We start from the raw sequence: 20,854 nt of genomic DNA on the forward strand, positions 1-20,854 counted from the left end.
CCCAGGACAGCGCGCCGGACGCCCCTGGAGGGGTCCTCCCCGCTCCCGTCGGCCCGTGCGTATCAGGCGGGCAAGCAGGAATATTGGGGTACATAGAGGATGTAACCAATGAATTCTCCGCGAGAAGACTTCGACGTGCCGACCTCCGCGGGCCCGCGCGATCTCCTCGACGCCTCCAGCGACGCTGCGGCGGTGCTGTCGTCCCGGGGCGTCGTGATCGGCTGGACCCGCGGCGCCGAGGCACTGCTCGGCCACCCGGCCGCCAAGGTGGTCGGCCGCTCCGCGGGGTGCCTGCTCGCCATGCGCCCCGACCCGGCCCGCGCCGCGGGTGTCGCCGAGCGCTGCCGCTCCGGCATGGGCTGGAGCGGCCTCGTCCCGGTACTGCACCGCGACGGCCGCAGCATCGTCGTCGACCTGCGGATCTCCGCGTCCTTCCGGATCGGCGGCGAGGAGTGCTTCCTCCTCTCCGCCCGCGAGCAGCGGCCCCGGTGGACGATGGGCCAGTCCGTCCTCGACGGCTTCCTCACCCGCTCGCCGATCGGCATGGCCGTGATGGACCTGGACCTGCGCTACATCTGGCTGAACGACACCCTGGAGCAGTTCGGCGGAGTCCCCCGGGAACAGCGCCTGGGACGCCGGCTCAGCGAACTGCTGCCCGGACTGCAGGCCAGCACCATCGAGGGCCTGATGCGTAAGGTGCTCCTGACCCGGGAGCCGGTCACCGACTACGAGTACCTCGGCTGGAGCTGGGCCGACCCGCACCGGCAACGCGCCTACTCCACCTCGTTCTTCCCCCTCGTCGACGCCGACGGATCGGTGACCGGCGTCTGCTACATGGTCTCCGACGTCACCGAGCGGTGGAACGCCCGGCAGCTGCTGTCGCTGGTCAACGAGGCAGGTACCCGCATCGGTACCACTCTCGACGTGCTGCGCACCGCCCAGGAACTCGCCGACTTCGCCGTCCCCCGCTTCGCCGACTTCGTCATCGTCGATCTCCTGGAGCCCGTCCTCAGCACCGAGGGACACGGCACCTGGCTGACCGACGCGGGCCCGGCGCCCGCCAAACCGTCGATGCGGCGGGCCGCGCTCAAGACCGTGCGCGAGGGCAGCCCCGAGGCGGTGGCGCGGATCGGCGACCGGGTCGACTTCCTGCCCCCGCCGCACGGCATCGACCTGCTCATCAGGGGCGAGCCCATCATCATCCCGGTGCTCGACCCGGACGACCACCTCTGGGTCACCGAGCAGCCCGCGCGGACGGCCCGCATCAGGGAGTTCGGCCTGCACTCCCTGATCTCGGTCCCCATGCGGGCGCGGAACACCGTCCTGGGCCTCACCACGTTCGCCCGCTCGCTCAACCAGATCTCGTTCCGGCCCGACGACGTCCTGCTCGCCCAGGAACTGGTCGCGCGCGCCGCCGTCTGCGTCGACAACGCCCGCCGCTACACGAGGGAGCACACGGCGGCCGTCACCCTGCAGCGCAGCCTGCTGCCCCAGGCGCTGAACGGGGGCACGGCGCTGGACGTGGCCTCCTCCTACCTGCCGGCGGACGCGGCGGACGGAGTCGGCGGCGACTGGTTCGACGTCATCCCGCTGTCCGGCGCCCGGGTCGGCCTGGTCGTCGGCGACGTGGTCGGCCACGGCCTCGCCGCGGCGGCCAGCATGGGCCGGCTGCGCACCGCCGTACAGACCCTCGCCGACATGGAGATGCCCCCCGACGAGCTCCTCGCCCACCTCGACGACCTCGTGCTGCGACTGGGGGAGGAGGAGAGCGGCGGCACGGCTTCCGACGGCAGCACGACCACCTTTGTCGGAGCGACCTGCCTGTACGCCGTCTACGACCCGGTGACCCGCCGGTGCGCCATGGCCCGGGCGGGACACCCGCCCCCCGTCGTGGTCGCACCCGACGGGCGGGTCCACTTCCCCGACATGCCCGCCGGACCACCACTCGGGCTGGGCGGCATGGCCTTCGAGGCCACCGAGATCGAACTCGCCGAGAACAGTCTGTTCGGCCTCTACACCGACGGCCTCATCGAAGGCGCCGACCGGGACGTCGAGAAGGGCATGTCCCGGCTCCGTGTCGCACTGGCCGGCCCCGCCACCGAACTGGACGCGCTGTGCACGGCCACCGTGCAGCAGCTGGTCACCGTACCCCTGCCCGACGACGTCGCCCTGCTGCTGGCCCGCACCCACGCCCTGGGCGCCGACCACGTCGTCTCCTGGGAGGTGCCCGTCGACCCGGCCGCCGTCGCCGACGTCCGGGCCCGGGCGACCCGCCAGGTTTCGGTGTGGGGCTACGACGAACTGGCCATGACCACCGAACTCATCGTCAGCGAGCTGGTCACCAACGCCATCCGCTACGCCGAACCGCCCATCCGGCTGAGGCTGTTGCGTGACGCCCGACTGACCTGCGAGGTCGCCGACGGCAGCAGCACCGCACCCCGGCTCAGGCATGCCCGCAGCACCGACGAGGGCGGCCGCGGACTCTTCCTGGTGGCCCAGCTCGCCCACCGCTGGGGCGCCCGTTACACAGGGGAGGGCAAGATCATCTGGGCCGAGCAGGAGATCCCGCCGGACATTCCCTGAGGCGCCCAGGGCGCCGGCACGGTCCAAGAGGAGGGGGCCGGGGGCCTGTCGAAATCGCACGTTTGGCCGTACGCTGTCAATTCATAAGGATTCGGCAGCAATTGGGGGAGCCGCCATGTCCGGGGACACGTACGGTCCGAACCAGGGTTTCCAGGGACCGGGATTCCCGAACCCGGGTCCCTTCGTCCCGCCCATGCCGTCGGCCCCGCCGCCCGCCCCGCCGGACGCCCTGCGCGCCACCGCCGTCGCCCTTCTCAACCTCAGCGGCCTCGGCCTCGGTTACCTGCTCGTCCGAAGACGCATCCCGATGGCCGTGTGCCTGGCGGCGACCGTCGTCCTGCTGCTCGTCGCCCTGCCTGCGGACGCCGACGGCGTACCCGGAGCCGCGCTCGTCCTCTACGCCGTGCTCCTGCTGCTGGCGGCCCTCCACGGCGCGTCCGTCGGCCTGCGCACCCGCCTGGTGTGGCCCGGACAGCAGCCCGTCGCCCTGGCGCTGGGCGTCGTGCTCCTCGCCGTACCCGTGGGCGGTGCGCTCTGGTACGACAGCGCACAGAAGGAAGCCGTCGAACGCGCGCTCCTCGACCGCCTCGACCGCGCCGACAAACGGGTCACCGCGGCCGGCCAGGAGGCCTTCGCCACCGGCAAGTCCGACTACCAGGACGCCCTGGCCGTCTACCGGGACCTCGCCGTCAACCACGCCGGCTCGCGCGCCGCCGCCCAGGTCCCCGACCGTCTGAAGACCTACTACACGACCGTCGCGGCGGCCTACAGCCACAACGACTACTGCACGGCCGTCGAACCCCTGAAATACCTGCGAACGGTCCCCGAATCCATACCGAAGGACCAGCTCGGCACCCTCGCCCACTGGCCCGACGACCGGCTGGCCACCTCGCTCTACGAGTGCGGAGCGGACGGCCTGACCAGTGGCGGAGACGACTGGGTCACCCGGTTCGGCGACCTCCTGAGCACCTTCCCGGACTCCGGCCAGGCGGCAAAGGTCGTCCCCGCCGTCGACACGGCCGAGAAGAAGACGGCGAAGGCGGTCTCCGGGAACGACCCCTGCACCGCAGTCAAGCAGTTGCACACCCTGAACACCCAGATCCTGCAGCTGTCGAACGGCGCCGCCGCTGGCGCCGACGGTCTGACCAAGGTCGCCGCCCGGGCTGACAGCAGCGGTGACGCGGGGGAGTACGAGTGCGGCGTCAAGCAGTACAAGGACGGTGACTTCGAGCAGGCGCAGCAGACCATGGAGCAGTTCGTCACCGACAACCCGCACCACGGGAACCGCGACCGCGCCCGGAAGATCGCCATCGGCGCCGAGGTCGCCCAGACCCTCCCGGCGGCCGGCAAGAAGCTGCCCACCACCGCGGGCGGCGGCGGCATCTCCGTGACCGTCAAGAACGACAGCCCCGACGACATCACCGTCCTGTACACCGGCCCGGTCACCGGCAGCTTCACCCTGAAGGCATGCGGCAGCTGCAAGGCGTACTCGTTCGCCAGCTCGATCATCCCCGGCTGGGAGCCCTGCAGCGACAGCGGCAAGAACTATCCCCAGCGCACGATCAGCCTTCCCCCGGGCACCACGTACTTCGTGCACAAGCCGAAGAACGACACCACGGCCACTGCGGGCTCCGACACCGCCAAACTGAGCTACGGCTACGTCTACACGGAGTGCGCCTACACGACACAGTCGCTGGGGTCCAGTTACTGAGCGGAATGCGAGGTTGTCAGCGCCGCCAACTAAGCTCCCGCGCATGAGCGACGAGGGCAGAGACAACCCCGCGAGACGGGTTGTCGACGGACGGTTCGAGCTGGTGGCACGGCTCGGTGGCGGCGGCATGGGCATGGTCTGGCGGGCCACCGACCTGGTACTGCACCGCAGTGTGGCCATCAAGGAGGTACGGCCGTCCGACCCCGGCCTCGCCGAGTACGACCCCGAGGCCTCACACCAGCTGCGGGAGCGGGTGCTGCGGGAGGCCCGCGCGCTGGCCCGCGTCGACCACCCCAACGTGGTGACGATCCATCACATCGTCGACGGCGGCCCCGGGACCTATCCGTGGATCGTCATGGAACTCGTGACCGGCGGCTCGCTGGCCGACCGCCTCGCCCTCGGCCCGATGAACCCGACCGAGGCCGCGCGCATCGGCCTGGAAGTGCTGGCCGCGCTCCGCGCCGCCCACGAGGCCGGCATCGAGCACCGCGACGTGAAACCGGCCAACGTCCTGCTGCGCCCCGACGGCCGCCCGGTACTCACCGACTTCGGCATCGCCGCCATCCGAGACGCCACCGCCCTCACCGCCACCGGCTCCGTCATCGGCACCCCCGACTACATGGCACCCGAGCGCGTCTCCGGCAAGGACGGCGGAGCGGCCTCCGACCTCTGGTCGCTCGCGATGATGCTGTACGTCGCCGTCGAGGGCCACCATCCGCTGCGCCGGGGCACGACCCTCGCGACGCTCGCCGCGGTCCTCACCGACGGCATACCGTCGCCGGTCCAGGCGGGCCCCCTGACGGAGGTCCTCGCCCGCGTCCTCGTCCGCGACCCCCAGGCCCGCCCGGACGCCCGGCAACTGGAGCGGATGCTGGCCGTCGTGGCGCGCCAGGCGCAGGAGCAGACGCCGACAGAGACTCCCACGTCGTTCCCCCTGCAGCCCCCGGCCGCGCCACCGCAGGTCACCCGCCCCACCACTGCGGTGACCGCCGGTCGCCGCCGCTGGACGCTGTTCGTCCTCCCCACCGCGGGAGTGGCCCTCGTGGGCGCCCTTGTCTGGAGCCGGCTGCCGGACTCGGGCACGCACGCCTCCGGGGCCACGGGCTCCGGGTCGACGGCCACCAAGACATCGCCTTCGGCCGGATCCACGGCCTCCTCCACAGCCACGCAACAGACCGCCACGACCGACCTGTTGACCCCGCAGGGCATCCGCACCGCGATCGCGGCCATCGAGAAGGAGACCGGCCGGGACCGCTTCGGCAAGCTCGCTGTGTACCCGGGGTATGTCATCGCCTATGTGATGGTGAAGGGCAGCGACACCGCGTACGACAGCTACACCTACTGGTCCGGCCGGGGCGTGGAGAAGGACATCATCAACGGCGGCCTGTCCGACGGCGACACACCCATCCGCCTGGACAACTTCGCCTGGGACAAGGTCCCCTCGCTACTGGCCGAAGCGAAGAAGAAGCTCAACGTTCCCCACCCGAACGCCCGTTACCTGGTTGTGGACGTTCCGGACTCCGTCTTCCACGATCCCGCAGGGATGTCCGTCTACCTCAGCAACGACTACAACCAGAGCGGCTATGTGCAGGCGGACACGAAGGGCAAGGTCACCAGGGTGGTGCCGGCCGACACCTGAGCTCGGTCGACGACGGTCACCGGAAAAGAGTTCGCCGTCCCGTGGGATCGCTTCTAGCCTGCGTCGAGTGATGACGGCTGACGAGGTGCTGTCCGTGCTGGCCCTGCTGTGGCGGGCGGAGGCCGATGTCTGGGTCGGCGGTGGCTGGGGGATCGACGCGCTGGTCGGTGAGCAGACCCGGGAGCATCGCGACCTGGATCTGATGTACCGGCTGGATCAGGAAGACGCCGTGGTCGGAGCCCTTGCCGCCGTGGGGTTCGCGGAGAGCCCGGACCAGCGGCCCGTCCGGTTCGTGGTCACGGCCCCGGGCGGGCGGGAGATCGATCTGCATCCGCTGGTCTTCGACGACGACGGGGCTGCGGTCCAGGCGTCGTTCGAGCCCGACCGGCCGTTCCGGTACCCCGCCTCGTGCTTCGTCACCGGCAGGATCGGCGGAGCGGCCGTCCCCTGTCTGTCGGCCGAGCAGCAGGTGTATTTCCATCAGGGCTACCGGCCCTCGGCCCGTGACCGGCACGACATGGCCCAACTCCGCCGTGTCTTCGGGATTCTCACGTACTTCTGATCACGGTCAGGCGTCCTGGTACAGATTGACGATGTTGCCGTCCGGGTCACGAAGCCACACCGAACGGCGTCCCCACGGCTGGGTCGTCGGCGATTTGAGTACGGGAACGCCTTGGGACAGCAGCCGTTCGTGGCGAGCGTCCACCTCGGTGACCCGGAACTCCAGGGTGAGGCCTCCGCGGGTGCCGGCGGCCTCAGATCCGGGCACCATCGACTCCATGCCCTGGGCGGAGAAGAACGACAGCTCGGCACCGGGGACCGCCACCCGAGCGAAGGGGTCACCGCCCTCGACGTGCGTGCCGAGGAGCGCCGCGTAGAAGGCGGCGAGGGACGGAACGTCGTCGGTGATCAGGGAGATGCCGGTGAAATGTGGCTGCATGCGGGCATCGTAGGCGGAGGGTCCGACAACCGGCCGGACGCGGCGGCATCTCAGGCGGCCGGACGCAGCAGCCCCTGGATCTCCGTCTCCGCGCCCGGACCGAGCCGGTGGCGGAGCCGCGAGAACGTGCCGGCCGATCGGGCCGCCGGCCAGTCCCCGGGCAGCTGCGCCGCGGGCAGCCCCGGGTCGGTGCGCAGCAGCCGCCCCCAGTCGTCGATGAGCAGCAGCAACTGCGGCAGGGCCTCCCCGGCGCCCGGCTCGGCCCGCTCCCAGCGGTCGAGGAAGTCTTCGTGAGCCGCCCGCAGCGCAGTCAAGTCCCACGCCCTGTCCACGAGTTCCGCGGGATCGCTGGGCGCGGTCGGTGTGCCGTGGAACGCCTGGGCGAGATGGCGCACATCCGCTGTCAGCAGATCCCCGATCATGGCCTCGACGTCCACGCGGCCGGGGGCGACCCACACATGGGACTGGACGGCGCCGAAGCCCGCCCAGGTCAGCCGGGTCTGGAGCTGGTAGCGCACATTGCGCAGGGTCTCGGGCAGCGGGCAGCTCAGGACCGTCCAGACGCCGGGCTCGTGGTCGAAGGGAGCGGGGGAGAACAGCCGGTCCCGGCCCTGCGCGAGCAGCGTGCGCGCCCGTGGCGTGAGTTCGAACGCGCTGGTACGGCCGTCCTTGTGACGGGCCAGCAGACCGCGGTTGACCATGCGGTTCAAGGCGGCCCGGGTCGCCGTGTCGGACGTACCGAGCCTCCCCAGCACCGCCAGCAGCACCTGGGTGGGGACCCGCACATCGACTTCCCGCAGGGTGGCGCCCTGGCCGAACACGCACAGGCCGAAGAAGGCGAGCGCCACTTCCTGGGGCACGACGTGCCGTTCGGCGCTCGTCACATCGCCTTGCTTGCTCATGGGGCGATCATACGAGCGACTCCGTGTCGTCGAAGATGACGATCTCCCTGGTGAGCAGGAAGAACGACAGCGACGGCAGGTGGAAGGCGCCATGCTCCTGCGTGTGCCGGGCCAGCCCCGCCTCGTACGCCCGGATGCCGGCGACCGCCTCCCCTTCGTCGAACCACAGCGTCGCATAGCCTTCGTACGCGGGCTGTCCGGAACCCCCGAAGTAGCCGCCGTCGTCGCCGGCGGGAAGGGCCGGGTTCCATTCGTAGCCGCGCAGGTGGCGGGCGACGGCACCGGACGGATCGGCGAGCACCTCCTCATGGGCGTGCTGCCGGCGCTCCTGGAACACGCTCGGTTCCATGCCCTCAGCGGCCTTGAAGAAGTACAGGACCTTGACCGCACCGGGCCCGGGCTGCGGCACCTCGGCCCGCTCCTCCGCCACCAGCAGGCTCAACGCCGCAGGCAGATCACTGAAGTTGACTCCGTCGGGGCCCACGACCTCACGGGTGTACGGGTCGGTGAAGGTCTGCCCCATCGTCTCCAGGCTGTCGAAGTACAGCTCCGTGACGGAGTCGCGCGGCAGTGTCACTTGGTAGCCGGTGTCGCCGAGCGCGCCGTACGCACTGTCGAAGACGTGGTTCTGGACGTACTTGCGCAGGGTCAGCTTGTTGGCGACGGCTATCCCACCGTGCACCTCGCGGACGTAGTCGGCGTACTCGGCATGCGTCATCCCCGGACGGCGCCGCACGGCGGCCACCAGCTTGATCATCACAACCTCCTCGTGGCGAGACCCGAGGAGACAAATGTATGGCATAAAATTGTGGAATCGCAAAAATCTGCAACACCACGTCCTATGTCCTATGTCCTATGTGTCGACCTGTCTGCCGAGCTGATCCGCATGGTCGCGATGTGCCGCGGAGTCGCCTGGCACGGGAGGCGGCGGCGGTCCAGGATTGGCGGCAACTGGAGGTCGTCGTCGGCGCCACCGGGAGTCCAGGCTCAGAGCAAGAGGGGGTGCCGTCACAGTGATCGACGCGGACGAGCTGGCCGAGCGGAACGCAGGGTTCGCCGACGGCAGATCTTTCGCCGGCCTCAAGCTCATGCCCAGTGGCAGTCTGACGGTCATCGGATGCGTCGACCCTCGTGTCGACCCGTCCGACGTGCTCGGGCTCAAGCTCGGCGAGGCAGCGGTGATCCGCAACGTCGGAGGGCGGGTCACGCCCGAGACACTCCGGACGCTGGGGATGCTGGCGAAGGTCGTGCAGGCCCGTACGGGTGGCCCTCGCCCGGGCGACGTCCACTACGCGGTCCTGCATCACACCGACTGCGGGATCACGGACCTGGCCGCCTTCCCCGAGCTGCTGGCCGACTACTTCGAAGTGCCGGCCGGGGACCTGGACGCCAAGGCGGTCACCGACCCGGTCGCCGCCGTCCGCGTCGACGTCGAAAGCCTCAAACGGAAGCTTCCGGCCGGAGTCTTCGTCTCAGGGCTCGTGTACGACGTGGCCACCGGGCTCATCGACGTCGTCGTCCCGCCCGCGCGAGTGGACGCATGAAGCATGTGTGACGATCACGGGCACTCGGCGGCCGAGGCGGCGTGGTCGGCGCCTCGCCTCGCGCAGGGACCGGCTGTCGACCCGGTGACGCTGCCCGAGGTCGACGAGGTCAGGGTCACGACGATGGTCGACAACACCTACGACGCCCTGCTGGCTTCTGCCGAAGGCGTCACCCGGGCGTCGCTGGGCGCCGGGCGGACCGCGGCGCGGCAGTTCGCCGGCGGCGAGGCCCTCGCGGGGCTGCGTGCCGAGCACGGCTTCTCCGCCCTGCTCACCGTCCGAAGCGGGAACGCGAGCAGCACGCTGCTGTTCGACACCGGCGCGTCGCCGGACGGTTGGCGGTGAACGCCGAGCGTCTCGGTGTCGATGTCGGCGGCCTGCAGGGCGTCGTGCTCAGCCACGGACACTTCGACCACGCGGGCGGCTTCGAAGGCCTGGCCCGGCTGCGCGGGCGCTCCGGCCTGCCGCTGACCGCCCACCCCGCGGTCTGGACCCGCCGCCGCCTGGCACTGCCCGCCGTTCAGGGGCTGGAGATGCCCACGCTGTCACGGGGCGCCCTGGAACGCGAAGGGTTCGAGGTGATCGAGCGGCGGCAGCCGTCCCTGCTGGCCGGCGGCATCCTGATCACCGGCGAGGTGGACCGCGTCACCGAGTTCGAGCACGGCATGCCGCCGGCGCACCAGGCCTGGGACGGGAACGGCTGGCGGCACGACCCCGCCGTCATCGACGACCAGGCACTCGTCGTCAACGTGCGCGGCCGGGGACTCGTCGTCATCACGGGGTGCGGTCACGCCGGAGTGGTCAACATCATCCGCCACGCCATGAGACTGACCGGCGTCGGTGAACTGCTTGCCCTCATCGGCGGTTTCCACCTGAGCGGCCCCGCCTTCGAGCCGGTCATCGGCCCGACGGTGGCCGCGCTCACCGAACTCGCACCCGAGCTGATCGTCCCCGGTCACTGCACCGGCTGGCGCGCCCAGCACGCCCTCGCCGCGGCGCTCCCGGACGCATGGGCGCAGACCAGCGTCGGAACCACCTACACACTCGGCGCCCCACAGGGGGCTGTTGGCTGATCCCGGCTCGACCGGTGCGGCAGGCGGGCGAGGCCCGTCGGCGCGGAGAACACCCGGAGCGTGCTGCGGTCAGTGCGAGTGGTCGTGGTGGCCGGAGTGGTCACGGTGGTCGTGGCCCGCGGGGCGTCGGGCCAGGGATCGGGCGCGTGTGGTGACCTCGTCCGTGGTCACGGCGCACAAGCCCGTGAGCACATCCTCCAGGGCGGCCAGCCAGAGCCCGTAGTAGTTGTGCGGTTCGTCCCGCTCCGCCGAGGCTTCCCAGGCGGCGATCCGGGCGATCAGCGCCGCCTGGAACTCCGGCCAGGTGAACGCTCCCGCGTCGTACAGGGTGACGGCCATCCCGAAGGCGCGGCTCTCCCACGGCTCGGCGAACACCAGCTCGCCGTTGGAGCGGGGCGGTGCGGCGGGGCCCTCGATGTCCAGAGGCGCGCTCACGGTGCCGCCACCTTGGCCACGCCGACCATGGCGTCCCTCGTCACCAGCGCCACGAGTTCTTCCTCGGTCAGGTGCTCGGTGCCGGACGGCCGTTCGGGCAGCACCAGCCAGCGCACCTCGCTGGTCGAGTCGCGGACGGTGATCCGTACATCGTGGGCCAGTTCGAGTCCCATCTCGGACAGCACCGCGCGCGGTTCCTTCACCACCCGGGCGCGATAGGCGGGATCCTTGTACCAGCTCGGCGGTAGGCCGAGCACTGGCCAGGGGTAGCACGAGCACAGGGTGCAGACCACCACGTTGTGCGTGGTGGGGGTGTTCTCCACCACCACGATGTGCTCGCCCTGGAACCCTCCGAAGCCCAGTTCCCTGATGGCGGCCGTGCCGTCCTCGAGCAGCCGGCGGCGGTACTCGGGGTCCGTCCAGGCCCTCGCGACGACCTTCGCGCCGTTGAGCGGTCCGATGGTGGACTCATAGGTGGTGATGAGCCCGTCCATCGCCTTCGGGTCGATCAGGCCCCGTTCGGTGAGCAACTGCTCGAGCGCCTCGGTGCGCAGGGCCGGGGGAAGGTGCTCGGCCGATCCGGCGGTGGTCGTCATGAGGGGGTCTCCAGATAGCTCTCGAACAGTTCTACGGTGACTTCGAACGGCTCGGCGTCGGTGCCCCACAGGTCATGTGAGTCGAAGCGCACCGAGTAGACGTACTGCGGGTTCTCGCCCAGGAAGTGCGCGTTGGTGTCCGGCAGCACGCCGGCGGGCTGGACGATGTCGACGACGCCGGCATGCCCTCGCACATAGTGCGGGAGTCTGGTGTGGCCGGGCGGCGACATGTCCTTGGCGCGCACGCGCTCGCCGACGGCGAAGGCGGGCGCGCTGTCGAGGGAGCGCAGCGTGCCCTCGGCGGTCGGCGCGTAGTCGGGCTTGGCCGGCTCCGGGACCGGGGGCTCCGCCACGTGCTCGCCGCGGAGGTTGCGGGCGCGGGCGTCGACCGCACCGGGTGCCAGGATGGCGCTGTCGAGGAGTCTCAGCTCTCCGGCGTTGAGCCAGCGCCCGTAGTAGCCGTCGTCGATGTAGTGCGCTCGGTCCAGGCGCTCCAGCGCGTGCCGGAAGGAGTCCAGGTTTCCCCCGGACACCCGGTTCGAGAGGATCGCGAGCGCGAACGCCCGGCCTTCCCAGGGCTCTGCGAAAACAGGCTCATGTCGTCTCGGCGGATGCATGGAGCCCCAGCCCGGGACTCCTCCCATGTCGGCAATACCGTCCATGGCCGGACCTCTCTTTTGCCGACAATAGCGGGCATAGCTAGATGAATTGTATTTGGGTGACGTCTCTGGCGTCACGGTGAGAGCTCCGCTCCGACCCGCTGGTCGCGGCGCCTGCCGCGGATGCGTCGGGCTCATTGCCGTCAGCCCGGTTGCGCCCTGGTCGGGCGGCCCGCAGGCTGCCACCATGGACTACAGCCCGGAAGCAGGTGTGCGGCCCGTTCTGGTGACCGGTGCCGCGGGCAGCGTCGGGGCCGTCGGCAGGACCGTGGTCCAAGGCCTACGGCGCCGGGGGCTCCAGGTCCGTGCTCTGGTGCACCGGGACGACGACCGTGCCCAGGCGCTGCGCGCGACGGGTGCCGACGTCGTGGTCGGAGATCTGACGCGGGCCCGTGATGTCGCCGACGCCCTCGACGGCTGCGGTCGGATGTATTTCGGCATGGCCGTATCGGCGCAGTATCTGCTGGCCGCCGTGACCACAGCGACGGTCGCTCGCGCCTACGGAGGGCTGGAGGCGTTCGTGAACATGTCGCAGCTGACCGTCTCCGAGATGGACGCCACCAGCGGCTCCGAGTCGCATCAGCATCGTCAGCAGTGGCTGGTCGAGCAGGTTCTGGACTGGTCAGGCCTGCCCGTGGTCCACGTCAGGCCCACCGTCTTCATGGAGAACCCGCTCATCCGGACCGTGTTTTCCTCGATCGCCGAGGACGGCACCATCAGGTGGCCCTTCGGCACGGCGAAAACCTCCCCGATCGCGGCCGGTGACGTTGCCGCGGTCGTCGAGGAGATTCTGGCCGATCCGGCCGGGCGCATCGGCCGGACCTATGAGCTGACCGGTCCCCGATCACAGGACGTCGCGGCTCTGGCCGCGGAGATTTCCGATGCCTTGCACCGCACGGTCGGCTACACCGACGTCCCGTTGCGGGAATGGCTCGACAACGATCTCGGGGCGCTGGGACTGCCGGACCATGTCCTCCAGCACATCTCCACCATGGCTCGCCTGCACTTGGCCGGCCGCTATGACCGCCAGGCGGACGGCATGGCAGAGGTCCTCGGGCGGCCCGCCGCGGGAGTGGCCGACTTCGTCCGCGAGAACCCCGAGCTGTTCACTCGCTGAAGCCGCTCGCCGTCCGGGCACCGCCGAGGTCGGCCGGGCAGGGCCGCCGGGGCGGAGCGGCCACACCGAGGCGGATCCACGTCCGGGCCACGTCCCACGGACCAGGGCGACGGCCGCGGTGCATCGGCGTAGGCCGCGAGAAGTGGGCCTTGCGCCGCAGTGCAGCCGGACGTACGGCGCGACGGTGCAGCCCCGCTGGGCCCCCACCTTGTCGTTGGTCGGAGCCTTCCCGGTCGGGGCCGTGGGAAACGATCACCGACGTCGCGGCACCGTGGATTCCCCAGCGGTCGGCCACCCGGTGGTGTCCGACCGCTTTGCGTGCTAGCGCGCGAGCAGTTCGAGCGTGTCGATGACCCGGTTCGAGAAGCCCCACTCGTTGTCGTACCAGGCGACGACCTTGACGTGGCGGCCGTCGACCCGGGTGAGGGCCGAGTCGAAGATCGACGAGGCCGGGTTGCCCGTGATGTCCGAGGACACCAGCGGGTCGTCCGAGTACTCGAGGACGCCCGCGAGCGGCCCCTCGGCCGCGGTGCGGTACGCCGCCAGCACCTCGTCACGCGTCACGTCACGGGACACCGTCGTGTTGAGCTCGACGATCGAGCCGACCGGCACCGGCACCCGGATCGAGTCACCCGACAGCTTGCCGTCGAGGTTCGGCAGCACCAGGCCGATCGCCTTGGCCGCACCCGTCGTGGTCGGCACGATGTTGACACCGGCGGCACGGGCGCGGCGCGGGTCGCGGTGCGGGCCGTCCTGCAGGTTCTGCTCCTGCGTGTACGCGTGCACCGTCGTCATGAACCCGTGCTCGATACCGGCGAGCTCGTCGAGAACCGCGGCGAGCGGCGCGAGCGCGTTCGTCGTGCACGAGGCGTTGGACACGACCGTGTGCACATCCGGGTCATAGGCGTCGGTGTTCACGCCGTACGCGAGCGTGACGTCGGCACCGTCCGACGGCGCACTGACCAGCACCTTCTTCGCACCCGCGTCCAGGTGGACCCGGGCGGCCTTCGCCGACGTGAAGCGGCCGGTCGACTCCAGCACGATGTCCACGCCGAGCTCGGCCCACGGCAGCTGGGCCGGCTCGCGCTCGGCGAGCACCTTGATACGCCGGCCGTCGACGACGAGGACGTCCCCGTCGACGCTCACCGGACGCCCGAGGCGGCCCGCCGTCGAGTCGAAGGCCAGCAGTCGCGCGAGCGCGGTGGGCTCCGTGAGGTCGTTGACGGCGACGACCTCCAGGCCGCTGTCCCGCTCCAGCAGCGCGCGCAGCACATTGCGTCCGATGCGGCCGAATCCGTTGATGGCAATACGAGTCATGAGTGGCGTCCCTTCGCTACGCCACCAGGTTCGCGGGCCGCACCGGCCTCCGACAGCGGCGAGATCGCCATGGTTCGAAAGGATCCCGCCAGCCCGCCAGCCCGCCAGCCCGCCAGCCCGCCAGCCCGCCAGCCCGTCGGCTCGCCGGGCCGGCCGCTACTCCCCCTTCGTGAAAGTCCGCCGGTAGTCGCTCGGCGTCGTACCGAGGATCCGCTGGAAGTGCAGCCGCAGATTCGCCCCGGTGCCCAGACCGACATCGCCGGCGATCTGCTCGACGCTCCGCTCCGACCGCTCCAGCAGCTCACGGGCCAGGTCGATCCGGGCGCGCATCACCCACTGCATCGGCGTGTACCCGGTGTCCTCGACGAAGCGCCGCGAGAACGTCCGCGCCGACACCCCCGCGTGCCGGGCCATCGCATCCAGGGTGAGCGGCTCGCCGAGCCGGTGCAGGGCCCACTCCCGGGTCACCGCGAACCGCTCGCCAAGCGGCTCGGGCACACTGCGCGGCACGTACTGCGCCTGACCCCCACTGCGGTAGGGGGCCGCGACCAGCCGCCGGGCCGCGTGGTTGGACGCGGCCACCCCGAGATCACCGCGCAGGATGTGCAGACACAGGTCGATGCCCGAGGCGGCACCGGCCGACGTCAGCACACTGCCCTCGTCGACGAACAGCACGTTCTCGTCGACCTTGACGAGCGGATGCTTCTCGGCGAGCGCCCGTGTGTAGTGCCAGTGCGTGGTGGCGCGCCGGCCGTCGAGCAGCCCGGTCGCGGCGAGCGCGAACGCCCCTGTAGAGATGGCGGCCAGCCGCGCGCCCCGCTCGTGGGCGGCGAGCAGCGCGGCGACGACGGCTGGTGGCGGATCCTCCCGGTCCGGGAACCGGTACCCGGGCACGAACACGATCTCCGCCCACTCCAGCGCGTCGAGACCATGGGCGACGTGGTACGACAGCCCGTCACCGCCGGTGACCAGACCGGGCGCCGCCCCGCACATCCGTACCTCGTACGGCATGCTCGCCCGTGTCGTGAACACCTGCGCCGGGATCCCGACGTCGAGGGGCTTTGCCCCTTCCAGCACAAGGACGGCGACGCGATGCAGGCGGATGGGAGGCACGTCAGACAGGGTACGAGGACACGACCGGCGTCCTGAGCGGCCCGCCCGCCGGCCCCGACGGGGTCAGAGCTCTTCTTCCGTCCGGCTCACCCTGTGCGGTTCGTCGGCCGCTTCCTCCGGCCGACGCGCCAGGAACACGAACTCCCGCCCCGGGCGGTCGGGCGCGTCGCGAACGCCGTCGATCACGAACCCCTCGGCGAGCAGATCCGCCTCGACCTCCTCCCGCTCCCGGAACCGCAACGTCGAATCCGACGTCAGCACCTGCCCGTCCGAGGCGAACACATAGGTCCACCGGAACGTCACCAGCGGCTCCGCCACCTCGGTCACCTGCACCCAGCTCTCGACCGTCCCGACCCCCGGGACCTCCGTCACCCGATACGGCGCCGCCCGCTCCCACTCCTCCCAGGCCCGCCGCGCCGGATCCCGCGTCTCGAACACCAGCCGCCCGCCCGGCCGCAGCGCCGCGTGCGCCCCGCGCAGGGTCTGCCGCCAGCCCCTCCGATCGACGATGCCCTGGGCGACGTTCCCCGTCATGGTCGCGAGGTCGACCCGGAGCGGCGGCAGCGCCGTCGCGTCACCGCAGATCCACCGCACCCGCCTGGCGCCCGGCTTCCCCCGCGCCACCTCGATCGACGCGGCCGCGGGATCGAGGCCGACCACCTGGACGCCCCGGCCAGCGAGGAGCAGCGCGAACACACCCGTCCCGCACCCGATGTCCAGCACCCGGCGAGCCCCGAACCCGTCCGCCAGCCGGACGTACGCGTCGAGGTCGCCGCGGTCGGGGTCGAGGGCGTCGTACACCGCGGCGAGTCGCGGTTCCCGAAAGCATTCGTCGGTCACCTCATCGACCTCGCCTTCTGCGAAGCCACCGCAGCCGGCCGCGTACCGGGCTCACGCCGGCAAGGCGGCGCGCTCGTCGAGCAGGCCGGCCTCCAGAAGGTCCGCCCACAACCCTTCCGGTACGGCCGCCCGGAACGACGCGACGTTGTGCCGTACCTCCTCGGGCGAGCGCATGCCGACCACGATGCCCGCGACCGCGGGGTGCCGCAGCGGGAAGGCCATGGCCGCCTGCGGAAGGGTCGTGCCGTGCGCCTCGCAGACGGCGGCGATCTCCTGAGCCCGCCGCAGGACCTCCGGCGGGGCGGGCGCGTAGTCGAAGGCCGCTCCCTCGGCGGGGTGCGCGGTGGCCAGCACGCCCGAGTTGAAGACCGAGGCGGCCAGCACGGAGACGCCGCGTTCCGCGCAGGCGGGCAGCAGATCGTCGGCGGCGCTGTGGTCGAGGAGCGTGTAGCGGCCGGAGAGCATCACCACGTCGACGTCGGTCTCCCGCACCAGCCGGGTCAGCATGCCGGGGTGGTACATGCCGGCCCCGATCGCGCCGACCACGCCCTGGGCACGCAGCTCCGCCAGCGCGGGGTAGCCGTCGCGCACTGCCACGTCGAAGTGCTTCTCGGCGTCGTGCAGGAACAGCATGTCGATCCGGTCCACGCCCATCCGGGTCAGGGAGTCCTCGACGCTGCGGAACACACCCTCGCGGGAGAAGTCCCACACCCGTCGGTGCGTCGCCGGCACGTTGAAGCTCTCGTCGCGCCGTCCGGCCGGATCCTGTTCCACGAGGAGGCGTCCGACCTTGGTCGACAGTGTGAACTCCTCACGCGGCAAAGGGCGCAGGAACTCACCGGTCCGGCGCTCGGAGTGCCCGATGCCGTAGTGCGGGGACGTGTCGAAATAGCGGATGCCCGAGGACCAGGCCGCGGTGAGCGTCGCCGCGGCGGTGTCGTCGTCGGCGGCCGCGAAGAGCCCCCCGAGCGGTCCGCCGCCGAAACCCAGTTCCGACACCTCGACCGTGCTCTGCCCGAGCCGCACCATCCTCATCCGGCAGGTCCTCCCCATCCGGCGACACCGTCCGGCTCACCAGTCTCCCCACGGAGCCACCCCGCTCCAACTGGTTTTCCACCGACGGAGCCCGCACGGCGGCGCACTCCTCGTCCGCCCCGACGGCCACATCGCCGCCCGCTGGGACGAGCCCCCGACCAACGGCTCGACCCTCCACCACGCCCTCACGGCCATCACCGCCGGCACACCACGCAGGGCTGACGGACGTCGGCACCGTGACGGGCTATCCGGGGCCCGGTGAGCCGAGCGGCGGTGCGGTGCTGTCCCTGATCACCAGACGGGTCGGGACGAGGTCGGTGCCGGGGCGGGAGTCGTCGCGGGTGCGGATCTGGCGGAGCACTCCCTGGACACAGCGCCGCCCCACCTCGGCGAAGTCCTGGTGGACGGTGGTGAGGGGCGGGATGAAGAAGGCGGCGTCGGGGGTGTCGTCGAAACCGACGACACTGACGTCCGCCGGAACGGCCAGGCCCCGTTCGTGGAAGGCGCGCAGCAGACCCAGGGCCATCTGGTCGTTGGCCGCGAACACGGCGGTGCAGTCGGGCTCCTCGGCGAGCGCGAGCCCGGCCGCGTAACCTGACTCGGCCGACCAGTCTCCCCGCAGCGGCGCCGGAACCGGCCGTCCCGCCTCCTCCAGCACGGCCCGCCAGGCCTGTGTGCGCCGCTGGCCCGCGTACGACGTCTCGGGACCGGTCACATGCCATACGGTCCGGTGCCCCAGATCCAGCAGATGCCGTACGGCCTTGCGCGCGCCGTCGGCCTGGTCGGTGTCGACCACGCTGTAGCGGTCCCCGGCGTCCGAGTCGACGACCACCACATGGACGCCGGGCGGCAGTTGCACCGTGCCCGTGTCGAGCAGATGGATCTCCATGATGACGATGACCGCGTCCACCGCAAGCTCGCCCATCCGCGTGAAGGCCCCCAGCACGTTGTCCTGGGTGGCCACGTCGATGGGGATGAGGGTGATCGCGTAGCCCTCTGCCGCCGCATGCGTGGCGATCGCCTCCACGGTACGGCTGTTGCCCGTGGAGGAGAGACTGAACAGGATCACGCCGATGGTGTTGAACCGGCCGTAACGCAGGGCGCGCGCGGCGCTGTTGGGCCGGTAGCCGAGCTCCCGCATCGCGGCGAGCACCTGCTCCCGGGTGGAACCGACCACCCCCGGGTGGCCGTTGGAGACCCGCGACACCGTCTGCGACGAGACCCCGGCGAGCTTGGCGACGTCGGCCATGGAGACCCGCTGCCTACGGCGCCCGCCGGGCACGCCGGACCCGCTCCGCCGCGCACTGCCCGCGGCCGGTGGAACCCACTGCTCCGGCTCGTTCAGGTCCATCGCCCCACCCCTCAAATCTCCTTCATGCACGGGAAGTCGGGACCGGAAACCTTGACGGCCGCAGGGGCGGATGCCACGATTCCGACGCTTTCGAGTTTACGTAAACATCGCCGTGTGACCAGCCCAGGCGGAGATCCCGCCGCTCCGGCGCACAGCAGATGTTCACGTAAACGCGCCGCGTCGATGTTTACGTAAACACGTGGTCCGGGGCCCATGGGCCCCTGCGTCGAGCCGCCGTCTCCTGAAAGGGCACGTTGATGCGCAAGACCCCCGCCAGAACCCGTGTCACCCCCCGTACCCGCGCCGCCCTCGCGGCGGTCGCGATCGCCGCGGTGGGTGCCACGACCCTCACCGGCAGCCCGGCCTCCGCGGCCGTACCGGGCCACGGCACCAGCCAGTTCAAGGGCGTCAACTGGGCCGACCCGCGCGACAACTACGCCGACGACCCCGTGGTCCTCTCCGGCCTGTCCCTCTCGGACACCTACGCCCAGACCTACGCCAAGGCGACCCGGGTGATCGCGGCGTTCCGCGCCAACCTCGGGGCCAACACCGTACGGCTGCCCATCAACCCGTACACGGTCAGCGGCTCGTACTGGAAGTCGTACCGCGGAGTCATCGACGCGGCCTCCGCCCAGGGCTTCAAGGTGATCGTCTCCTACTGGGAGGGCACCGGCGCCAACAAGGACGGTTTCATCGACGACGAGGCCACCTACTGGCCGATGTGGGACACCGTCGTGAAGGCCTACCGGCACGACCCGCACGTCTACTTCGAGCCGATGAACGAGCCGCACGGCTACACCGACGCCCAATGGGCCGACATCGCCGCCAAGTGGCTGGCGACCTACCCGTCCGTCCCGCACAACCGGGTCTTCGTCAGCGGCGCCGGCTACAACGACCACGTCACCAGCGTCTGCGCCGACCCGCGACTGAAGGGCACCTATCTCTCCCTCCACCACTACGGCTTCTGGAAGAGCTACGCGACCTACGACCAGTGGGTGTCCGACCTCAAGGAGCGCCTCGGTGACTGCGCGGGCCGCACCGTCGCCGACGAGTTCGGCGCCCCGATGACCACAGGCCTCGACTACAACAAGCCCGCTCCCGACGACAACTCCGTCAACTTCATCCAGGCCGACACGGATGTGTTCCGCAAGCTCGGCATGGGCTCGGTGTACTGGCCCGGTCTGCGCACCGACGACACGTACTCGATCCAGAAGCTGATCGGCGACCCGTCCCGCCCCTGGCTGGCCACGACCAACCAGTCCGGCGCCGACCGCCTCGCCTGGGCATGGGGCCGCGGCAGGCCGGTGAGCGGCTGACCGACTCCGGGAGGGCCGCGGCGCGCCACGGGCACCGCGGCCCGGCGGCACGTCTCACCGGCCCCGACGGGCCACCGGCGAGGCGCGATGTTCTCGGCGCTGCCCCTTGGCGCCGACCGTCCGGTGTCAGCCAGGCCGGTGGCCGGGCGCGGTGAACTCCTCCAGCCGGCGCAGATACGTCAGGCCGGGGAGGCCGGAGAGCGTTGTCTCGCCGGTGACGGTGAACCCGGTACGGGCCAGCACGGCCCGGGACGCCGCGTTGTCGACCCGGGCCGCGGCCCGCAGGGTGGTCAATCCGTAGCTGTTTGCGGCGAGTTCGAAAAGCTCTTGTACGGCCGAGGTGGCCAGCCCGCGCCCCGTGGCCCGCTCGGCGATCCGGTACCCCAGATCGGCGCCGCCGTCCGCCACGTCCATCAGGTTGATCCGTCCCAGCACCTCACCCGCCGCATCCACCAGTACATGGAAGTAGTAGATCCCGGCCTCCTGTTCGGCGAGCCGTTCCCGGAGCAGTTCGTCGAACCGGGCGAAGAACTCGTCGCCGCGGTCGGGGATCGATGCCGCGAAGTAGGCGCGGTTCTCCCGCTCGAAGGCGAGGAGCGCCGGGGCGTGGTCCGGACGGAGCAGCTGCAGCTCGGGCATGGGAAGGACAGTAGGCACCCCGCCCGTTCGCCCGCCACCGTATA

The 20,854-nt window shown here is 71.0% G+C and carries 21 protein-coding genes; 9 read left to right on the forward strand and 12 right to left on the reverse strand.

Annotated features, from left to right (window positions below; all coding sequences use genetic code 11):
- Positions 1-108: 108 nt before the first annotated feature.
- From EDD90_RS50015 to EDD90_RS50030, 4 genes are all read left to right on the forward strand, one after another.
- Positions 109-2,583: a SpoIIE family protein phosphatase gene (locus EDD90_RS50015; protein ID WP_123979785.1), complete on the forward strand. Its 2,475-nt coding sequence runs from the start codon at positions 109-111 to the stop codon at positions 2,581-2,583.
- Positions 2,584-2,698: 115 nt separating this feature from the next.
- Positions 2,699-4,294: a hypothetical protein gene (locus tag EDD90_RS50020; RefSeq protein ID WP_123979787.1), complete on the forward strand. Its 1,596-nt coding sequence runs from the start codon at positions 2,699-2,701 to the stop codon at positions 4,292-4,294.
- 43 nt (positions 4,295-4,337) lie between these two features.
- Positions 4,338-5,933, forward strand: coding sequence for a serine/threonine-protein kinase (locus tag EDD90_RS50025; RefSeq protein WP_123979789.1), 1,596 nt, complete (start codon positions 4,338-4,340; stop codon positions 5,931-5,933).
- A 70-nt stretch (positions 5,934-6,003) separates the two neighbouring features.
- Entirely contained in the window at positions 6,004-6,495 is a 492-nt protein-coding gene (locus tag EDD90_RS50030; RefSeq protein ID WP_185149505.1) for a nucleotidyltransferase domain-containing protein, read from the forward strand.
- 6 nt (positions 6,496-6,501) lie between these two features.
- Here the strand turns inward: EDD90_RS50030 and EDD90_RS50035 are convergent, their stop codons facing one another.
- Genes EDD90_RS50035 through EDD90_RS50045 form a run of 3 tightly spaced genes read right to left on the reverse strand, consistent with a single transcriptional unit; the run spans position 6,502 to position 8,532 of the window.
- On the reverse strand, positions 6,502-6,873 hold the full coding sequence (locus EDD90_RS50035) for a VOC family protein (RefSeq protein WP_123979793.1): 372 nt from the start codon (positions 6,871-6,873) through the stop codon (positions 6,502-6,504).
- Between the two features lie 50 nt (positions 6,874-6,923).
- Positions 6,924-7,775: a PaaX family transcriptional regulator C-terminal domain-containing protein gene (locus tag EDD90_RS50040; RefSeq protein WP_185149506.1), complete on the reverse strand. Its 852-nt coding sequence runs from the start codon at positions 7,773-7,775 to the stop codon at positions 6,924-6,926.
- 7 nt (positions 7,776-7,782) lie between these two features.
- Positions 7,783-8,532, reverse strand: coding sequence for an EthD domain-containing protein (locus tag EDD90_RS50045; RefSeq protein WP_185149507.1), 750 nt, complete (start codon positions 8,530-8,532; stop codon positions 7,783-7,785).
- A 256-nt stretch (positions 8,533-8,788) separates the two neighbouring features.
- On the opposite strand from EDD90_RS50045, the gene EDD90_RS50050 reads away from it, so the two are divergent.
- From EDD90_RS50050 to EDD90_RS50055, 3 genes are read left to right on the forward strand one after another with little or no spacing between them, the layout of a single operon-like run.
- A complete protein-coding gene (locus tag EDD90_RS50050; protein WP_123979799.1) occupies positions 8,789-9,319 on the forward strand; it encodes a carbonic anhydrase in 531 nt (176 codons plus the stop codon).
- Between the two features lie 3 nt (positions 9,320-9,322).
- Positions 9,323-9,664 (forward strand): hypothetical protein, encoded by a 342-nt coding sequence (locus EDD90_RS56525; RefSeq protein WP_221305159.1) that lies wholly within the window; start codon positions 9,323-9,325, stop codon positions 9,662-9,664.
- Positions 9,661-10,392 (forward strand): MBL fold metallo-hydrolase, encoded by a 732-nt coding sequence (locus tag EDD90_RS50055; protein WP_221305160.1) that lies wholly within the window; start codon positions 9,661-9,663, stop codon positions 10,390-10,392. The genes EDD90_RS56525 and EDD90_RS50055 overlap by 4 nt, the downstream gene beginning before the upstream one ends.
- A 69-nt stretch (positions 10,393-10,461) precedes the next feature.
- Here EDD90_RS50055 and EDD90_RS50060 read toward each other — a convergent pair whose 3' ends face one another.
- From EDD90_RS50060 to nthB, 3 genes are read right to left on the reverse strand one after another with little or no spacing between them, the layout of a single operon-like run.
- Positions 10,462-10,827: a nitrile hydratase accessory protein gene (locus EDD90_RS50060; RefSeq protein WP_123979801.1), complete on the reverse strand. Its 366-nt coding sequence runs from the start codon at positions 10,825-10,827 to the stop codon at positions 10,462-10,464.
- On the reverse strand, positions 10,824-11,423 hold the full coding sequence (nthA, locus tag EDD90_RS50065; RefSeq protein ID WP_123979803.1) for a nitrile hydratase subunit alpha: 600 nt from the start codon (positions 11,421-11,423) through the stop codon (positions 10,824-10,826). Before nthA ends, EDD90_RS50060 begins: the two co-directional genes overlap by 4 nt.
- Positions 11,420-12,085: a nitrile hydratase subunit beta gene (nthB, locus tag EDD90_RS50070; RefSeq protein WP_123979805.1), complete on the reverse strand. Its 666-nt coding sequence runs from the start codon at positions 12,083-12,085 to the stop codon at positions 11,420-11,422. Before nthB ends, nthA begins: the two co-directional genes overlap by 4 nt.
- A 184-nt stretch (positions 12,086-12,269) precedes the next feature.
- On the opposite strand from nthB, the gene EDD90_RS50075 reads away from it, so the two are divergent.
- Positions 12,270-13,199, forward strand: coding sequence for an NAD(P)H-binding protein (locus tag EDD90_RS50075; protein ID WP_123979807.1), 930 nt, complete (start codon positions 12,270-12,272; stop codon positions 13,197-13,199).
- 321 nt (positions 13,200-13,520) lie between these two features.
- Here the strand turns inward: EDD90_RS50075 and gap are convergent, their stop codons facing one another.
- From gap to EDD90_RS50105, 5 genes are all read right to left on the reverse strand, one after another.
- Positions 13,521-14,516, reverse strand: a complete 996-nt coding sequence (gene gap, locus EDD90_RS50080; RefSeq protein ID WP_123979809.1) for a type I glyceraldehyde-3-phosphate dehydrogenase — start codon at positions 14,514-14,516, stop codon at positions 13,521-13,523.
- 156 nt (positions 14,517-14,672) lie between these two features.
- The gene (locus tag EDD90_RS50085) at positions 14,673-15,629 is read right to left on the reverse strand and encodes a GlxA family transcriptional regulator (RefSeq protein ID WP_123979811.1); all 957 of its coding nucleotides are present in this window, start codon (positions 15,627-15,629) and stop codon (positions 14,673-14,675) included.
- 63 nt (positions 15,630-15,692) lie between these two features.
- Entirely contained in the window at positions 15,693-16,469 is a 777-nt protein-coding gene (locus EDD90_RS50090) for a bifunctional 2-polyprenyl-6-hydroxyphenol methylase/3-demethylubiquinol 3-O-methyltransferase UbiG (protein ID WP_123979813.1), read from the reverse strand.
- Positions 16,470-16,520: 51 nt separating this feature from the next.
- A complete protein-coding gene (locus EDD90_RS50095) occupies positions 16,521-17,504 on the reverse strand; it encodes an aldo/keto reductase (protein WP_123979815.1) in 984 nt (327 codons plus the stop codon).
- A 244-nt stretch (positions 17,505-17,748) separates the two neighbouring features.
- Positions 17,749-18,855, reverse strand: coding sequence for a LacI family DNA-binding transcriptional regulator (locus tag EDD90_RS50105; RefSeq protein ID WP_398928090.1), 1,107 nt, complete (start codon positions 18,853-18,855; stop codon positions 17,749-17,751).
- 257 nt (positions 18,856-19,112) lie between these two features.
- Between EDD90_RS50105 and EDD90_RS50110 the strand changes: the two genes are divergently transcribed.
- Positions 19,113-20,171, forward strand: a complete 1,059-nt coding sequence (locus EDD90_RS50110) for a glycoside hydrolase family 5 protein (RefSeq protein WP_123979819.1) — start codon at positions 19,113-19,115, stop codon at positions 20,169-20,171.
- Between the two features lie 126 nt (positions 20,172-20,297).
- On the opposite strand, the gene EDD90_RS50115 is transcribed toward EDD90_RS50110, so the two are convergent.
- Positions 20,298-20,810, reverse strand: a complete 513-nt coding sequence (locus EDD90_RS50115; protein WP_123979821.1) for a GNAT family N-acetyltransferase — start codon at positions 20,808-20,810, stop codon at positions 20,298-20,300.
- Positions 20,811-20,854 lie beyond the last annotated feature (44 nt).

Source organism: Streptomyces sp. Ag109_O5-1, from assembly GCF_003814875.1.
In the GTDB taxonomy this organism is placed as follows: Bacteria; Actinomycetota; Actinomycetes; order Streptomycetales; family Streptomycetaceae; genus Streptomyces; species Streptomyces sasae.

Excerpts from the sequence above, each read along its gene's own strand:
- EDD90_RS50035 (WP_123979793.1), bottom strand. The coding sequence starts at position 6,873 with ATGCAGCCACATTTCACCGGCATCTCCCTGATCACCGACGACGTTCCG.
- EDD90_RS50115 (WP_123979821.1), bottom strand. The coding sequence starts at position 20,810 with ATGCCCGAGCTGCAGCTGCTCCGTCCGGACCACGCCCCGGCGCTCCTC.
- gap (WP_123979809.1), bottom strand. The coding sequence starts at position 14,516 with ATGACTCGTATTGCCATCAACGGATTCGGCCGCATCGGACGCAATGTG.
- EDD90_RS50095 (WP_123979815.1), bottom strand. The coding sequence starts at position 17,504 with ATGAGGATGGTGCGGCTCGGGCAGAGCACGGTCGAGGTGTCGGAACTG.
- EDD90_RS50025 (WP_123979789.1), top strand. The coding sequence starts at position 4,338 with ATGAGCGACGAGGGCAGAGACAACCCCGCGAGACGGGTTGTCGACGGA.
- EDD90_RS50040 (WP_185149506.1), bottom strand. The coding sequence starts at position 7,775 with ATGAGCAAGCAAGGCGATGTGACGAGCGCCGAACGGCACGTCGTGCCC.
- EDD90_RS56525 (WP_221305159.1), top strand. The coding sequence starts at position 9,323 with ATGTGTGACGATCACGGGCACTCGGCGGCCGAGGCGGCGTGGTCGGCG.
- nthA (WP_123979803.1), bottom strand. The coding sequence starts at position 11,423 with ATGACGACCACCGCCGGATCGGCCGAGCACCTTCCCCCGGCCCTGCGC.
- EDD90_RS50075 (WP_123979807.1), top strand. The coding sequence starts at position 12,270 with ATGGACTACAGCCCGGAAGCAGGTGTGCGGCCCGTTCTGGTGACCGGT.
- EDD90_RS50045 (WP_185149507.1), bottom strand. The coding sequence starts at position 8,532 with ATGATCAAGCTGGTGGCCGCCGTGCGGCGCCGTCCGGGGATGACGCAT.
- EDD90_RS50015 (WP_123979785.1), top strand. The coding sequence starts at position 109 with ATGAATTCTCCGCGAGAAGACTTCGACGTGCCGACCTCCGCGGGCCCG.
- EDD90_RS50030 (WP_185149505.1), top strand. The coding sequence starts at position 6,004 with ATGACGGCTGACGAGGTGCTGTCCGTGCTGGCCCTGCTGTGGCGGGCG.
- nthB (WP_123979805.1), bottom strand. The coding sequence starts at position 12,085 with ATGGACGGTATTGCCGACATGGGAGGAGTCCCGGGCTGGGGCTCCATG.
- EDD90_RS50020 (WP_123979787.1), top strand. The coding sequence starts at position 2,699 with ATGTCCGGGGACACGTACGGTCCGAACCAGGGTTTCCAGGGACCGGGA.
- EDD90_RS50105 (WP_398928090.1), bottom strand. The coding sequence starts at position 18,855 with ATGGACCTGAACGAGCCGGAGCAGTGGGTTCCACCGGCCGCGGGCAGT.
- EDD90_RS50110 (WP_123979819.1), top strand. The coding sequence starts at position 19,113 with ATGCGCAAGACCCCCGCCAGAACCCGTGTCACCCCCCGTACCCGCGCC.